Origin of the sequence: Paenibacillus sp. BGI2013 (assembly GCF_002843485.1) — a bacterium.
Lineage (GTDB): Bacteria > Bacillota > Bacilli > Paenibacillales > Paenibacillaceae > Paenibacillus > Paenibacillus amylolyticus.
Window position 1 is genome coordinate 717006 of the sequence record NZ_PJFA01000002.1, and the last position, 16524, is coordinate 733529.

Consider the following 16524-nt stretch of genomic DNA (forward strand, 5'->3'; position numbering starts at 1 on the left):
CCCATTGTATAATACGTAAGGTAGGATTAGGAAACTACTCTATTTACGTGTGATTCTGCTTTACAAACTAGTTTACAAGTTTCTGTGATATGCTCACAGACATCATTTATATTAACTTGCTCACAACTCTGGAAAGGGGGTGCAACAATATATGAGGAATACGAGCGACCCTATTAAAAAAGAAAATTCAAATGTTATGAACGCCCAAGGAGGAGAAAAAAAGGTTATGAAGAAAATTTTATCCGTAGCATTGTCTACAGCAATGGCATTCTCAATGTTTGCATCTGTAGCATTCGGTGACACAGCAGTTTCCCCGCAACAACAGTTTGATGCATTGAAAGCAAAAGGTATCTTCAACGGTTATCCGGATGGTACAGCAGGTCTTGACAAAGACATGACTCGCGCTGAGTTTGCAAAAGTTATCACTAAATTGCTGGGTCTGAAAGAGATCACTGGAACTCTTTCTTACACTGACAAAAACTACACAGCTAAAAACTGGGCTGTACCTTACATCGAAGCAGTAACTGCTGCGGGTATCATGGAAGGTAAAAACGTTGAGAAGAAAATCTTCGACTTCAACGGTAAAGTGACTGTGTCCGAGATGGCTACAATCCTGACTCGTGCATTGGATCTTGAAATCCCAACTGAAACAAACAACACTGCTCCAGCTTGGGCTAAAGGTTATGTTCAAGCAGCAATCAATGCTGGTTTGGTTGATGCAAACACTAACTTCACAGCTAACGCTTCCCGCGAATTGTTGGTAGGTGCAGCTTTCGCAATCGATCAAGCTCAAAGCTTGAAAGTATCTTCTTACACTGTAACTGAAGCCGGTAAAGTTGTTGAGTTCAAAATCAGCGACGGCGAAACAGTAAAAGTAACTTTGGATAAAGCTCTCGAAGCTAACAAAGAAACTGAAGTGAAATTTACTTACAAAGATAAAGAGTTCACTGAAAAAGTTACTTATGTAACTACAGTAGCTCAAGCGGTATCTTCCGTATCTGCTACAAACCTGAAAGAAATCACAGTTAAATTTGATGGTACTGTAGATCAAATGTCTGCTGAAAACCAAAACAACTATGTTGTTAATGGTCTGACTTTCAAAAGCGCTACATTGTCTGATGACAAAACTACTGTAACTTTGTTGGTATCTGAAGGTAACACTTCTTTGACTAACCAAAGATCCACTAGTCTTCAAATCAACAACGTTAAAAATGCTGATGCAACTAAAACATTCACACAAAAAGTAGAGTTTACTCCACTTGATGTTGCAGTTCCAGAAGTAAAAGAAGTTAAAGCTCTGGGAACAAAAGCTTTCAAAGTAGTATTCAGCGAGCCAGTTAAACCAGAATCTGTGAACGCTACTTCTTTCCGTGTAGATAACAACGTGATTGCTGCTTCAGTAAAATACGTTTATCCTAACACTGCAATTGTAACTACAGATTTGACTGCTGGTGAACACACATTGCGTGTGAGCGGCGTACAAGACTACTCTGGTCTGTCCATCGTTCCAGTAGAAAGCAAATTCACAGCAACTGAAGATACAGCTGCTCCTAAAGTTGTTGGTGTTAAATCCAATGACCTGAAAGAAGTAACTGTTGAGTTCGACGAAACTGTGAAAAGTGTAGCAAGTGCGTATGCTAACACTACTGGCAATACTGCTCAAACCATTGAAATCAACGATAATAAAGTTACGTTGACATTCAACAATCCGTTGAATGTATCGGAAAACACAGTTTACTTGACTGCAGTGTCCGACTATAGCAACAACTCTGCTTCCGTTGACACTAAAGTAACTCCAACATTGGACACAGTTCGTCCAACAGTTGTAGATACTAAGTTCAAAATGGAAAATGGTAACTACATTGCTGAAGTTCAATTCAGCAAATCACTGAAATTGGATTCCGCAGAAAACCCAGAGAACTACGTTCTGAAAGATGCAGAAGGTAAAGTTGTAACTGTATCTGGATTGACTTCTAAAGGATACCCAGTTATCAAACCAAGTTATAACAGCAACAATAAAACTGTTACTGTTAACCTGGGAAGCAGCTTGAAATCTGATGCAACTTATACATTGACAGTATCTGGTGTTATTGACACTGCAACAATCGGAAATGTATTGTTGCCTTATACTGCTACATTGAACGCTAACACAGCTCAAAACGGTAGTGTAACACGTGTATGGTCTGACGTGACTAATGGTGTTCGTTATGTATATGTTCAATTCAACAAAACTTTGGCTACTTCCGGTGACGGTAATGCTCTGGATGCAGCTAAATATATGGTAACAAACGTTGATAACACTGGTGCTCCTATTGGAACTCCATATCAAATCGCTAAAGAAAACAATGACATCACATTGATTTCTACAAACACTGTTAGAATCGCTGTTACAAATAACATTGCGATCACTGACTGGGCTAAAGCTAAAGTTTCCGCAAGCTACATTAAAGATTCCGAAGGTAAATACTTCAACAGTGGTAACTACACTGTAGGATCTAACGTAGGTTCTTCCGAAGTACTTGCGACAACTAACGATGTATATGCTACAAGCCGTAACGAAGTTAAAGTTAAATTCAACACAGCGTTGTCGAATGTTAACTTGGGAGACTTCGATCTGAATGGCGTTCGTCCAACAAGCTACACGTTGGCTGATTCCAACAAAACTGTAGTTCTGAAGTTTGCTGATAACACAATCTCTAATGATGTTAACGGTTATACTTTGAAAGCTACTAACCCAAGCACTCAAGATAGCTTCGGTAACAAGCTTCAAGCATTCACTGCAACTGTACTAGATGGTATTGCTCCAACAGTAACTCTGAACAACATTGTTAGAGATAATAACACTGTTACAGTAACTGTTTATGCTTCTGAGGCTCTTACTCAAGATGGCAACTATGGTTCTGCTTACATCCAAGGACTCTTCGACATTGATGCAGGTAGTGGCGTGACAACAACAATCACAGGTGCTTCTATTGGTGGTACTGACAACAGAACTATCACTATTACTGCAAATGTAGTTGGTGACACAAATGGTAAAGTTACAACTGTGAAATTCGATGGTTCTAAAAATAAAGCAGCAAAAGCTATTACTGATGCAAAAGGTAATGCGCTGGATGAGTTTTCTTTCGGAAAACAGTTGACTAATTAATATTTTTTCTGAAGCAGCCTTGCATCTTTATAGATGCAAGGCTGCTTTTTTTTTCGCCCGGCAAGCGTAAAAACTTGGCGGTTAGTTCGAAATAGTTTAACAGTAGAAAAACACCCGCTTGAGGTACTGTCGATTGCGCTCAAATGGTTGAACCGCCGTATACCGAATGTACGTACAAGGTGTGAGAGATAGGCTACTCAATTTTATTTAACTTAGAGAATTTTTAAATTGTTAATACACAACAACATCGTAACTTTCTACCCTTCTCGAACGTTTATACTATAATGTAACAAGCAACTTATGGGAGGTTTGGAAGTGAATCAAAAGAAAATGTTTGTGAGCTTGCTCGCGAGTGCGATGTTGATTAGTTCAACGGCTGGCATTGCCATGGCAGCGAGCACAATCAATAAAAAGTCTGCCACCAGTTCAAATAGCAGCACATCGAAGAAAACGGCATCAACCACGAAAAAGGTTGTACATACACTCGGTAACCTATCGGCTGTTAAAGTGACAGCGCGAAGTTCCGTAAGATTAACAGATGTAAATATCTTGGCACAGGATGATGGCAATGTGGTTACGTATACATTGTCTTATAAGAACAATGACAGCACCCCAATGATGATGCTCGATTACTGGAGCAAGGTGAAAACCAAGGGTGGAACATCGTTCTCACCTAAACTGATTGCGAAGGATCAGGAAAAGAAAACGGTCGCCCCTGGATCAACAGTTGAGTTGACCTATGTCATGAAAGTGGGTCGCGAGGTGAAACTCAGTGATCTGAACTTCCTCATCGTGAAATGGGATTTCAGTCAAGCTAACTATGAACGTACGCTGGGTAAGTTTAACGTGCCCGCATCCTATAGTATTACCACACCTGTAGGTAAGCCGAAGACGGTTCGTCTAAGCGACTCTGCGGTGAAGGTGAAAGTATCTGGAATTAAAGTGTTTCCAGGTGAAGATAAGAATCAGTATGTGAAAATTGGCGTGAATTTAAACAATATCAGTTATAAATTGCTTGAAAATCCGAATATCAAATGGATCTTGCGTACACCAAGTGGTACCAACTATCCGTTAACTCCGGATAAAGACAGTACGAGTGTCAGTATACAGGCTCAAGCTAATAAGTCCCTCAGTCTGATGGCATCTCTTCCTACGTCAGTGAAGCTGCAAAAGTCTGAGCTATTGCTGGTAGAGGAACAGGGTGAAGAGAAAAGTGTTCTGCCTGTTGCTGCATTGCAATTGCCAGAGGCTAGCAAAACGAATGTAGAAGTCGCTGCTAATCAGCCAAACATTATTTCAGTTGAAGGACAACGACTGTCCACATTGATTGAATCTGCCAAAGTTCGAATTGATGATGGTGAGTACAATCTTAACCTTCAAATGAAACTCAAGAATGAAGGCAAAAAAGCCATTAAGGTGCCGACATATACCTTCGAGGTACGTAATACAGACGGAACAGTATATCCGATTGAAACCAAAGCATTGGATACATTGAAGTTGAACCCCGGCGATATCAAGACAATTAAGCTAAGTGTAACCCTTCAGGGTGATGGTGATACAAGCAAAATCAAGCTGTATGTAATGAGTCCTGTAGACAAAAATGAAAGCACAGAATCGACAACTTCTGCTCCAACGAATGGATTTGTTTTCTCTTATCCTGTGGGTGTCTATGCTATTCCTGAATCGGTATCCAGTGGAGATGGGTTGACGACCGAAACTGTCGTTAAGAATAACAAAGGTACATTTGGTGTGTCTTTTGGATCGTTACAGCGGTTGCCGTGGCTTGATAGTGATATTATTGCCGCAAAAGTGACCATTCGTAATGCGGGTAACAAAACAGTTCAACTTCCTGAGCTTGAAGCGATGTTTATGATTGATTCTGCTGAGATTGAAGGAGACAAGAAGCTAATCTACACACAAAGTGGAAAGCTACTTGGAGCCGGCATGACAACAGAGGCTTACCTGTTGACCAAGATTCCTTCCGAATTACGTATATCTCGTCTGGAACTAAGTCTTAACGAGAAAGTTAGTGAAGAAGAGACGAATGAGTGGATCACGTTAAATACGTCCGGATTAATTCCACCCTTATCTTATGTTGGAAGCGGCAAGACATACACTTCGGGTACTGCTGATAAAGAGACGGAAATGGGTGTGCGGAGAACGATTCGTTATCCGGGAACATCATCGGACATCGTATATACCGAATTCGAAATGACGAACAAATCATTGCGTCAAAGTGGTCTCGGTAAACTGGTAGGATACTTCAAAACATCGGATGGCCAGTATTACAGAGCAACTGCGAAACAAGCAGAGCGTCTGCCTGGGCCGGGTCAGAAGTCAATTGTTACGTTCTGGGCTAAGATTCCGAAGTCCGTTACCTTCTCAGACCTGCGCCTAATAGTGGGTGAAGGCATTGCAGACAGCAAGTTTGTAACCGGTGAAGGGGAAGCGACTGCTTATGTGAATGCTTTGGCATTCGAAGTACCGCCAACCTCCATTAGTATTCAAGGCTCGCTAAGCAATATTGATCTCTATCCGTACTCTTGGACTGCTAACAGTGTGAGAGCATATCTGGCAGGTAGTTCATCCGTACAAGTAGAGGTGAACTATAGCTTGACTCGCAATGAAGAGATCGAGATGGGGGAGAACGAACACAAATTAATCCTCACGCTGACCGATCAAGCAGGAAAAACATATGAGAAAGAACTGACTTTGGGAACCGATCTGAAAGTGGGAACCAACCAGACGCTGAGCTGGAGTGTAGAAGACAGCTTCTTCGAAAAATTACGTGGTGGTTCGTATCGTTTGACAGTATATGATCAATTTCAAGGACAACGTATCCGTCTTGCAGAGCAAAGTTATGGATACGACATTTCTAAGCTTCCAAAAGAAGAACCGGAGTTCCCTACGTTCCCATCGGATGGGTTTTAATAAAAAACAGGCAGCACTATAATTATCCATAAAACCTCGTTTCCACCCAACGGAAACGAGGTTTTGCTTGTCGCATCCCTACTTTTTCTCTATAGTTAAAGTTAATAGATTACCAGAGGAGGAAAATGATTCACATGAAACCTTATATGAAAGTATCCCTTGCAGCGCTCGCGATTGGTGTTGGCGTGTGGGTTGGGTCGGTATACAGCAATACAGCCATCGGTGCAGGTACAAGCCAGCCAGGAACAGCAGACGATCCGGTTGTAACGAAGAGTTATGTAGACCAGCAGATTCAAAAAGCATTGGGTGGAGGTGCTAGCACGGGTTCAGGCAACACATCTGGTAACAACACTGGCTCTACAGGAACCGGGGACTCCGGTAGCACAGGTGGAGACACATCCCTTCCTCCACTGGTCTCGGGCGCTTCTGAAGCCGTTGAGATCGTAACCGTAAAGCCGGGTCAACAGCTGATCGGAAAGTCCGGCGCGGAGTTCATTGTACGTAGCGGCAAAGCTGTGATCGTCAGTGAAGGTACGAATGGTGTAGCTGATCTGACGGACGGGATTGATCTGACGAATGGACAGGCAGCGCCGACCAATCACCTGCTCTCTTTTCCAAGGGATGGACGGGGGATCACGGTATTGGAAGGAAACAAATATAGCCTAACTGTAATGGTTCGTGGTGGATATACTTTGAAATAGGATTTGTAGCTGTTAAAGGAATTATTCATTAGTCTTACTTTTCATTTGCTCAGATTACCCATTTCTAACAAACATTAATACGGCTAGCCAACCTTGTTCCTGCTCACTCTATAACTGTTGACAATCAATTAATGGAGGTGCAGGAACCATGGCTAGAAGCAATCGCAAAGTGGTACCCGAAAGTCGTCAAATGCTGGATCAGATGAAGTATGAGATTGCTGCAGAGTTTGGTCTCAATGTAGGTTATGGTGGCAGAGGTTTAGCTGGTGCGGATACAGAATTTGGATCTGAACTTGGTAAAGTGAGTGATCACTCCTATGGGCAATACAAAGGGTGGGGACATCTGACTTCCCGCGAGAATGGATCGGTTGGTGGAGAGATCACCAAAAGGCTAATTCGTCAGGCAGAACAGCACTTATAGGGCATTTTCCTTACCCCATTTCGTTTGACACGTCTTGACAAATACGTTAAGATGGCACTTGAGGTATGCAACCTTTTCCACTAGGGAAAGGTTGATTTTCGTTTGAGGCAATTACCTGAAAAATCCTTATCTTCGGTACTGCGGACCCTGCGTCCTTATTCCATTTTGGAAAGCTTCGAGGGTACAGTGAACGAATCGCTGTCATGTTTTGTTCGGGCAATCGCCATACTACTAGTTATGGGAGGTTGAAACTTCATGTCTGTTAAAGGCCGGCATCTATTTACATCGGAGTCTGTAACTGAAGGACATCCGGATAAAATCTGCGATCAGATCTCAGACGCCGTATTGGACGCGTTCCTGGCGAACGATCCTAATGCTCGCGTAGCTTGCGAAGTTTCCGTAGCCACAGGCTTAGTGCTTGTCATCGGTGAAATCAGTTCAGCTTCTGAATACGTGGACATTCCGTCCATCGTTCGTAATACAATTAAGGAAATTGGGTACACCAATGCCCAGTTCGGTTTTGATTATAACACTTGTGCAGTTCTGACTTCTCTGAATGAGCAGTCTGCTGATATTGCCCAAGGCGTTAACGCAGCGTTTGAGAACCGTGACCCGGAACAAATGGCTCGTGAGACAGAAAACATTGGTGCAGGTGACCAAGGTCTGATGTTCGGTTTTGCAACGAACGAAACACCTGAACTCATGCCTTTGCCAATCGCTCTGTCCCACCGTATTGCGCGTCGTCTGGCGGAAGTGCGTAAGAACGGTACATTGGAATATCTTCGTCCGGATGGTAAAACGCAAGTAACGATTGAATACGACGGTGACAAACCGGTACGTGTGGATACAATCGTTGTGTCTACTCAGCACGCTGAAGAGACTACGCTGGAGCAGATCCAAAAAGATATCAAAGAACATGTAATCTTGCCTGTTGTTCCAGCTGGATTGCTGGATGAGCAGACTAAATATTTCATCAACCCAACAGGACGTTTCGTTATTGGCGGACCTCAGGGAGATGCAGGCCTTACTGGACGTAAAATCATCGTAGATACCTACGGCGGTTATGCACGTCACGGCGGTGGTGCGTTCTCTGGTAAAGATCCAACAAAAGTAGACCGCTCAGCAGCATATGCAGCTCGTTACGTAGCGAAAAACCTTGTTGCTGCAGGTCTTGCAGACAAATTGGAAATCCAGCTCGCTTACGCGATTGGTGTAGCCAACCCGGTATCGATCAATGTGGATACATACGGAACAGGCAAAGTCAGCGAAGAGAAATTGGTTGAGCTTGTGCGCAACAACTTTGATCTTCGTCCGGCTGGCATCATTCGTATGCTGGATCTGCGTCGCCCAATTTACAAACAAACCGCTGCTTACGGTCACTTCGGCCGTACAGACCTGGATGTACCTTGGGAGCAAGTGGATAAAGTAGACCTTTTGAAAACTCAAGCAGGTCTGTAAGTTAGGTGCAATAGTAATGGAGCCCTTGATTCCGTTAAGGAATTAAGGGCTTTTTTGTGCTTCCATCGATTTCACTGCTTGTCATGGACAAAGGAAAAATTATGGAATAAATCCCCAAATAACTAAATGAAATCCCTTCTCTAACCGAAATACATAATGAGGTCTGTGCATCAAACAGGAGAAGAAATGCAGATAAGGGGGAAGATCAGTGGAATTCAAGAGAATTGCAAGAAAAGGCATGCTCGGAATCTTAATTGTTATGTTGACGGCTCAAGGTTGGCTTACGGGATGGAGTGGAGTCGAGCAGGAAGCATATGCGGCCAATGAATTAAGTGCAAATGGAATAACGAATACTGTTCCTGCGGTGAACGGCAAAAACGTCGATGGATCATTGCCGTTACGTATTGAATTTGCGAGACCGGTTTCAAAAGTAATCGGTCCGGAAAGTAAGATATCCATTAAACGTGTCAACGATGATTCAGAGGTTGTTTCTGTAGACGTATCCAGTGAACTGGTAACGATTGAAAGCTTAGGGCTAATCACGAATCCTTCTGTACCTGTGAACGATACCGAACCGTCTACAGGAGAAGATACAGCTTCACCACCACCTGAAGGGAAATTTGTAAGCATCCAACTCCCAGAAGGAAATATTCTTCCTGGTGGAACATATTACGTTCAAATTGATGCAAATGCATTTGCTTACATGGATGGTGAGAATCTTACTTTATTTCCAGGATTATTGAACAAAGCGTGGACGTTTAGTACTCAAAATATAGGCTTGCCGGCAGTTACAGGCAAGATACCCCAGAACGCAGCTGTTCAGGTGAAACCTTCGGATCATCTGACAGTGTCGTTTAGTCTACCGGTTGTTGCTGGAGCAGGCACACTTCAAATTTATCAAGGGAGCGGAACAGGAACTTTATTTGAAGCAATTCCAATCACGTCTAAAGGATCACCACGAATTACTGGTCTTGGCACTAAGACGATTACAATTGATCCTGTAAAAAATTTCAATAACAATAGTACATATTATATCGTGATACCTGAAGGTTTTTTACGAGATCAGCAGGGGAATGACATCCGTGGAATCAGCGGCATGGATTGGGGATTCAATGTGCAGTCGGACCCAACTTCCCTAACGGTGTCCACCTTGTCTCCTACCAATGGCACCACGAATGCGCCTTTGTCGGGCAACCTAACAGTGACGTTCAACAAGGAACTGGACCGTAGCTTCCCAGGTCAAGCTATTCTCAAGAAAGCAAATGGAGCAACCGTTGATTCGACGACAACCTTTAGTTCGAACAACAGACAACTGATTATTACGCCAACAAGCACATTAGAGAATAATATGAACTATGTTGTCGATATTCCTGCCAATACGTTTCGTGATCAAGCAGGTAATACATTCGCAGGTTTGAATGGATCTACATCATGGGCTTTCAAAACCTTAAGCAGAGATACAACAATACCTGTAATTAAGAGTGCCAAGATGCATAGTAACAACACGATTCGTCTAACGTACGACAAGTGGCTTAGCAGCATCAGCCCACTGAGCAGCAGTTATACCGTTACCGTGAATGGAGAGAATCGAAACGTCAGCTCCACTTATATCTCAGGTGACAGTGTATATGTTGTCTTGGATACGGGTGTAGCGGTAGGACAAGTTGTGCGAATCGCATATGCACCCGGTACTACAGGTAATCGTCTTACAGATCAGTCTTCCAATGCTGCGGCTGCTTTTGGCGCAAGAGATGTGGAGAACGGTTTAGATTCTGTTATGTCCAAGCCGCGAGAAGGTAACGTGTATTACAGTACAATTACGTTGTACTACCCTGAGACGGTATATATCACTTCAAGTGATGCAGCAAGACAATTCAGTGTAACTGCGGATCAGTCGGCTGTAGGCATTAGTAGCATATCGATCAATGGCAGCTCTGTGGTGACATTGAATCTTAGTCGATCCATTACGGATGGTGAAGTCGTTCAGGTTGCATACACGCCAGGTTCATGGCCTGTAAAAGATACACGTGGACAGGCTCTTGCTGGATTCAGCGGCTTCTATGTCCGCAATTCAATTGATACCAAATCACCTGAGTTCAAGAGTGCTGAGGTGAGTGGCAACAAGTTATGGTTGCGTTACAATGAACCACTGAACATGACGAATAAACCCCTCAACAGCCAATATTCTGTTCTGGTCGATGGTAAGCCAGTCTTCGTTAATGATTCCGAGATCGAAAATGATCTGGTCACGTTAACGCTGGCTTCAGCGGTGAAAGATACACAAAATATATCGTTATCATATGTACCTGGAGCATTGCGATTAACGGATCTAAACAATAACCCAGCAGGATATCTCAATCTGACTCCAGTAACGTACACATATGGAAATGGCAAAATCCTTTCGGCTACGCTTCAGGGAGACACGGTTCAAATTAATTTCCGTGATTCACTCCAGTCCCAGGCTGCACTAACAGCATCTCAGTTCAGTGTAGTGATTGGTAATTCAACCACAACTGTATTGTCTGCTTCAGCTTCTGGCACTGTGGTGACGTTGAAAGTGGATACTTCAGCAGTTACATCGACAGCTACTCAGACGGGAACGGTGAGTTATGTACCTGGGGCTTTGCCGTTACGGGATGCGTCGAATGTCACGATAACAGCATTTGGTCCACTTACGTTACAACAGACGAATAATAGTTCGAACAATAATCAGTCGGGAAACCGTCCTTCCTGGTTGTCGGAATTGGATGCATTGAACTATGGTCAGTCTTTACTTGTGATGAATAATACTACGGCTTCTGCTGTATCTGCGATGTCCCACTATAATCGCCCGACTCGTCAATTCAACGTGGATGCAACCAAGTTGATTCAGTCCTTTGAATACGCTGGAGCAAACGGGAAATTGACTCAGCCGGTGGTATTTGAGATTCCGGACAGTGAATCGGCTGCGTATGTTGGATTCCCATTAAATGCACTGACTCAGATTGCTGCAAGTTATCGCACAGGCACTATTGGTGTGAAATATGGCGATCTTCTCTGGACGGTGCCACTGTCTAATTTAGATATGGCGGCTATGAGTCGGAGTGTAGGAACGTCAAACACAAGTGCTACGACAGCAGCAGCAGTTCCATCCTTATACGTTCAGTTAGGGACGGTACCTGTGTCTTCATCGGGGACGATGGAAGGCTTGATTGCAGGTGCAGGAGCGCAGAAGCTTGGCAACTATACGGACGTATATTTGTATACCGGTAATGGAACAAGCGATCAACGTGTAGATCAGAATGTCAAAAGCCAACTGGCCATGCAATTGGCTGCCAATACCCCGAGTGTAACATCTGGATTTACGTATATCGATCCAGTTACGTTTAGGTTATCCAATGTACCTAGTTCCTTTAAAAATACGACAGGTGGTGTAGTTGTTCGAGGACAGCTGAATGGCAATCAGTCGGTAGTCCCTGTTAACAACATCGTTAGTTATCCGGATACGGCGTCACACTGGGCTAGTGAGGTCATTAAGGAGCTCTCTGCCAAATGGATAATTAACACACCGGGTGGTTCCTTCTACCGACCGAATGAGAACATTACACGTGCGGAATTTGCTGAATTGGTCGCTAGAGGTCTAGGACTGAATGGAGAACCTACTGCAGCAAGTCGTTTCCAGGATGTTCGTAGCGGTAGTGTGACAAGTGCCTATATCGGTGCTGCTGCTGAAGCGGGAATCATTACAGGAAATACCGATGGTACCTTTAAGCCGGATCGCCCCATTACGCGTGAGCAGATGGCACTTATGATGGTACGTGCGATGAACTACGGTGGGAAAACAGTCTCTCTTCAATCTTCCGCTGCTACCACTCTATCCAAGTTCAAGGACAGCAACAAAATCCAGTCCAAGGATTCTGTTGCCAAAGCGGTGCAGGAGGGAATCATTCAAGGCATGACAGCCAGAACATTTGAACCTCAGGGAAATGCAACTCGTGCACAGGCAGCAGTCATGTTGAAGCGGGTTTTGGACAAATTAGGATATCTATAATTTAATAGGGACACTTCAAGGAAGCTCATTTCTTGAGGTGTTCTTTTTATATAATTAGATAAAGGACTAAAGAGAGTTGAAGTTTTATAGAAAGGGTGACTTTTTTGAACATTACTAAGATACTCAAAAAAGTATTATATGAACGAATTCGAGAATTATCATTTGTTTATCAAGAATCTTCGTCTAATCCTTGGGTTTTTGTTAGATCTAGAAATGGTTATTCTAAAGAAATTATAGAAATTGATAGAAGTGATTGGGAATCATGTGCCATTCGTTGCACTTTCCAAACGGATTCTAAGTCAATAAGTAGTACAAAGCTTGCTGAAGGAAAGGTTCATGAGTGGTATGTATATCGTAATAATGAAGAACTGCATCAAATTCTTAACTATTTTGGTGAACTCATAGAGAAATACGCTTTGCAATGGTTTGCAGAGCATGCAGTGGCTCTTTCGCCCGCACCACCCAATTACCTAGGCACTGAGTGGATTGACTTTATGCATGATTTCGTCGAGACAAATCATATTAAGTTAGAGGTTCCAAGTTCGATTGTTATATTAGATGAGTTGATAGTACAGGGAATAGATCAAAATGAGATATATTCGGTAGGCTTTTGTTTTGGGGAAATTATTATAAAACGTTTTGGTGCAGAATGGGAGTATACTAAAGAACAAGGTCCGATGATAAAAAATATAGCTGGTAATCCTAAATTTAGACGATCACCGCATGAATTGGTGAAAAATGTATTAGAGAGTCGAAACCAATTATCATTACAGAGGTACTATAATGATATTGAATTTGTGGTAGAAGACTTGTAAGTTAATAGGAAATATATGAATCATAAATGGACTTCTGTTGTGCTTACTCGTGCACAGACGAAGTCTATTTTTTGATTAGTTTAACTACATAGCAGAAACGTGTGGAATTGATTAACCAATATATACCTCAATCTTGGCTGGGGGCGTAACTTTTTTCACAAAAAGTAGTCTATTAATAGAAGAGTATACTAGAGATCTCGCTATCGGCTGCCTACTTGGCAGTGTTCGTGATGTCTAAGATTGATATACAAGATGGGAGAGACGTTTCAGACATGCTGGGGAAACATGAGAAACAGCTGGAAGACGTTAAGGGCAGTAAGGTGAAGAAATGGGCGATTGTGACGCTGGCGGGTGTGATCTGGATTGCACCGGTGATGAGCGCAGGCGGGCAGATGTGGTCAGGCACTTCGTGGCAATCGGTGGCCGCTGCAGCATCTACAAATACAAGCAAGTTGAGTGAAGAAATTCTGACTTCGGGTGCGAAGCTCATGAAATACAGATATACAACAACACGTTCCGGTTCCAAGGTAAACGTACTGGCGGATGTAATCCAGGTGGATTTGCAGAACCCGTATGTGAAGCTGGATGTGATGACAGGCAAGGGCGGTAATCTGAACAGTAAACAGAGCACGGGTGCCATGGCTAAGGAAAATGGTGCAGTAGCTGCTGTGAATGGCGATTACTTCAATGTATCCGGCGAGCTCGCACCAATTGGTGGACAGGTCTCAGATGGCGTACTGGTCTCCACACCTTCCGAACTGTCGGGCATGTATGCCCTCACGGTGACCAAGGATGGCAAACCGATGATCGACGAGTATTCCTTTGACGGAACTGTGAAGGCACAGGATGGTTCAACCTTTGCTTTGCGTGGGATAAATAAAGAGGATTATACGGTAGAGTCGGGTGCGGTGAAGTATAGTCATGCCAACTCGATGTATATTTATACACCGGCATGGACATCGAGCAAACGACCAAATGATCCTTCCACAACGCCGACAGAGGTTCTCGTGCAGAACGGAGTAATTACCCAAATCTCGGATAAAAAAGCGTTAAACATGACGGTACCGAAGGATGGGTACATTTTGCGTGCGCATGGAACAGCGGCGACATGGATCATGAGCCATTTATCTGTTGGACAAACCTTGGATGCGGATTACAAGTTAAAAGCCAAAACAACCGGGCAATCGGTTGATCCGAGTAACCTGGAGATGATGATTGGCGGTCATACCATTTTGGTGAACGGTGGAAAGGCAGCTTCCTTTTCCCGTGATATCGCATCTTCCGGCATTGGTGGCATTCGTGCCAGAACGGCAGTAGGATACTCCCAGGATGGTCGGTATGTCTACATCATCGCAGCGGAGAAAAACAGCAACAGCAGCGGGATGTCGCTGACGGAACTGCAATCCTTTATGACCAGTGTGGGTGTCTGGAAAGGCATGAACCTGGATGGAGGCGGCTCCACAACAATGGTAACACGTCCGTTGGGTGAGCAAACCGCTGGTCTGACGTTCAACACAGAGTATGGCACCGAGCAACGTCAGGTTGTAAACACGCTAGGTGTGTTCTCTACGGCTCCTGTAGGTAAACTGAAGGGCTTTGCCGTGAGTGGTAGCCAAACGTTGCTGGTGGGTCAAGAGGGCAAGTACACAGCCAAAGGATATGACACCTACTACAACCCGATCGCAACAGGCGATATCAGCATGTCCTGGAAGTCCAGCAACAACAGCATCGTGAGTGTCAGCAACGGTACAATCAAAGGCGTGAATCCAGGAACAGCAACGCTGACGGCAACGAGCAATGGAGCTTCATCTTCTATTAAAGTATCGGTATTGGGTGGAAGTGAATTGGCTTCACTGACAGCAGGATCAGGTCTGGGTTCGCTCCAAGCAGGCACAACGATGTCCATTCCTGTAACGGCAACAACGAAGAGCGGACAAAGTGTTACGGTTCCGGCAGACTCGCTGACATGGGAATTTATCGGATTCAAAGGTAAAGTTACTGCTGACCAATTAACCGTATCTTCCGTCAATTCCGGTGCACAAGTAGGATATGCGATTGGACGTTATGATGGTTACAGCACAGTCGTGGTACTCTCGGCTTCTGCAAGCGAAACGATCTGGGAGAACTTCGAAAACGTGAATTATCCGATTAACTTCACGACGAACGCAGCGGGTGTAACTGGTACGGCAACAGTCACAGCAGGAACTGGTGAAAAAGCCGGCTCCAATGTACTGCAACTCGGTTATGATATGACTGCTGGAACAGGCAAAATGTACGCTTATGCACAACTGAATGGCTCTACCGGTAGAGAGGTATCTGCTACAGCTACATCGATGTCGATGGATGTTATGGGAGATAAAAGCCTGAACTGGTTACGTGCCGAATTCACGGATGCCAATGGCAAAACGGTATATGCTGATCTCGCCAAGGCAATTGACTGGAACGGGTGGAAGAAGCTGAGCGTGGACCTGAACGGACTGAACATCGCCTATCCGGCGAAGCTGAAGCGGGTCTATGTGGTGAACGTGGAAGAAGGTCAGGATGAGCGTGCGAAATCAGGTACGGTTGCTTTTGACAATATCGCATTCACGATGCCTTCCAAGTCCAGTGAAGTCGGATTGCCTACGGGTACAGCTTCGCTTGTGCTTGGACAGAAATCGATGACGGTGAACGGAACGAAAAAAGTGATTGATGCAGCACCGGTCCTGAAAAATGGTACAACGTATGTGCCAATCAAACATGTTTTGGACGCTTTTGGTGGTCAGGCAAGCTGGGATAGCAAAAATCAGCGGATCACGGTATTACGTGGTGGCAAGCTGATTGATCTGGTTGTAGGGCAGAAAGAATTCATTCTGAATGGTAAAAGACAGAGCGCAACTGTTGCACCATACGTAACGGGTGGTAGGACTTTAGTCCCGCTCAGACTCGTTTCCGAGCAACTTGGACTGACTGTAAAATGGGAACAGAAAACGAAGACCGTTACCATCTCATCGTGATATGGTATGATATATACCGGAAAC

At 44.0% G+C, this 16524-nt stretch carries 8 protein-coding genes; all 8 read left to right on the forward strand.

Annotation, left to right across the window (positions count from 1 at the left end; genetic code table 11):
• The first annotated feature begins 151 nt into the window (after positions 1-151).
• Positions 152-3148 (forward strand): S-layer homology domain-containing protein, encoded by a 2997-nt coding sequence (locus CXK86_RS06930; RefSeq protein WP_076254030.1) that lies wholly within the window; start codon positions 152-154, stop codon positions 3146-3148.
• Between the two features lie 315 nt (positions 3149-3463).
• Positions 3464-6079, forward strand: coding sequence for a hypothetical protein (locus CXK86_RS06935; RefSeq protein ID WP_101313553.1), 2616 nt, complete (start codon positions 3464-3466; stop codon positions 6077-6079).
• 134 nt (positions 6080-6213) lie between these two features.
• Positions 6214-6780 carry a hypothetical protein gene (locus CXK86_RS06940; protein ID WP_076254034.1) on the forward strand — a complete coding sequence of 189 codons (567 nt, stop codon included), beginning with the start codon at positions 6214-6216 and terminating at the stop codon, positions 6778-6780.
• A 148-nt stretch (positions 6781-6928) separates the two neighbouring features.
• Positions 6929-7201: an alpha/beta-type small acid-soluble spore protein gene (locus tag CXK86_RS06945; protein WP_076254036.1), complete on the forward strand. Its 273-nt coding sequence runs from the start codon at positions 6929-6931 to the stop codon at positions 7199-7201.
• Between the two features lie 255 nt (positions 7202-7456).
• The gene (metK, locus tag CXK86_RS06950) at positions 7457-8659 is read left to right on the forward strand and encodes a methionine adenosyltransferase (RefSeq protein WP_076254038.1); all 1203 of its coding nucleotides are present in this window, start codon (positions 7457-7459) and stop codon (positions 8657-8659) included.
• 208 nt (positions 8660-8867) lie between these two features.
• Positions 8868-12689, forward strand: coding sequence for an S-layer homology domain-containing protein (locus CXK86_RS06955; protein ID WP_101313554.1), 3822 nt, complete (start codon positions 8868-8870; stop codon positions 12687-12689).
• Between the two features lie 104 nt (positions 12690-12793).
• Positions 12794-13504, forward strand: a complete 711-nt coding sequence (locus tag CXK86_RS06960; protein ID WP_076254041.1) for a hypothetical protein — start codon at positions 12794-12796, stop codon at positions 13502-13504.
• Positions 13505-13776: 272 nt separating this feature from the next.
• On the forward strand, positions 13777-16500 hold the full coding sequence (locus tag CXK86_RS06965) for a stalk domain-containing protein (protein ID WP_101313555.1): 2724 nt from the start codon (positions 13777-13779) through the stop codon (positions 16498-16500).
• Positions 16501-16524 lie beyond the last annotated feature (24 nt).

Coding starts and splice junctions, on each gene's coding strand:
- CXK86_RS06945 (WP_076254036.1), top strand. CDS start 6,929: ATGGCTAGAAGCAATCGCAAAGTGGTACCCGAAAGTCGTCAAATGCTG.
- CXK86_RS06965 (WP_101313555.1), top strand. CDS start 13,777: ATGCTGGGGAAACATGAGAAACAGCTGGAAGACGTTAAGGGCAGTAAG.
- CXK86_RS06930 (WP_076254030.1), top strand. CDS start 152: ATGAGGAATACGAGCGACCCTATTAAAAAAGAAAATTCAAATGTTATG.
- metK (WP_076254038.1), top strand. CDS start 7,457: ATGTCTGTTAAAGGCCGGCATCTATTTACATCGGAGTCTGTAACTGAA.
- CXK86_RS06940 (WP_076254034.1), top strand. CDS start 6,214: ATGAAACCTTATATGAAAGTATCCCTTGCAGCGCTCGCGATTGGTGTT.